The following is a 299-nucleotide window of genomic DNA, read 5'->3' as shown; positions in this document are numbered from 1 at the left end:
GCAGTTTAGGATCGCCCGGAGTGGCAAATACATGAGAAAGATTGATAATTATCCCGATATTAAGCATGAATATGATTTTATTAGAAGGGCAGGGAAATTTGGATACTATGCCCGTGGGGTGGTTTTCGGGATCATCTCCTATTTCCTTTTCAAGGTGATCTTACAACACAATGCGGATATTTATAAGGGAACAGAAGCTGCCCTGCAGTACCTGCTGTCCTTTTCCTATGGAGCTTTTTTGTTGGGTGCTACTGCCGTAGGACTTATCGGCTACGGGATTTTCAACATGATGGTGGCAA

At 43.5% G+C, this 299-nt stretch carries 1 protein-coding gene; it reads left to right on the top strand.

The features are described from left to right. Positions 1–31 precede the first annotated feature (31 nt). A partial coding sequence (locus HC175_RS22885; protein WP_168140066.1) for a DUF1206 domain-containing protein occupies positions 32–299 on the top strand: 268 nt, incomplete at its 3' end.

Source organism: Salinimicrobium oceani, assembly GCF_012037645.1.
This window is presented reverse-complemented; position numbering and strand designations above follow the sequence as displayed.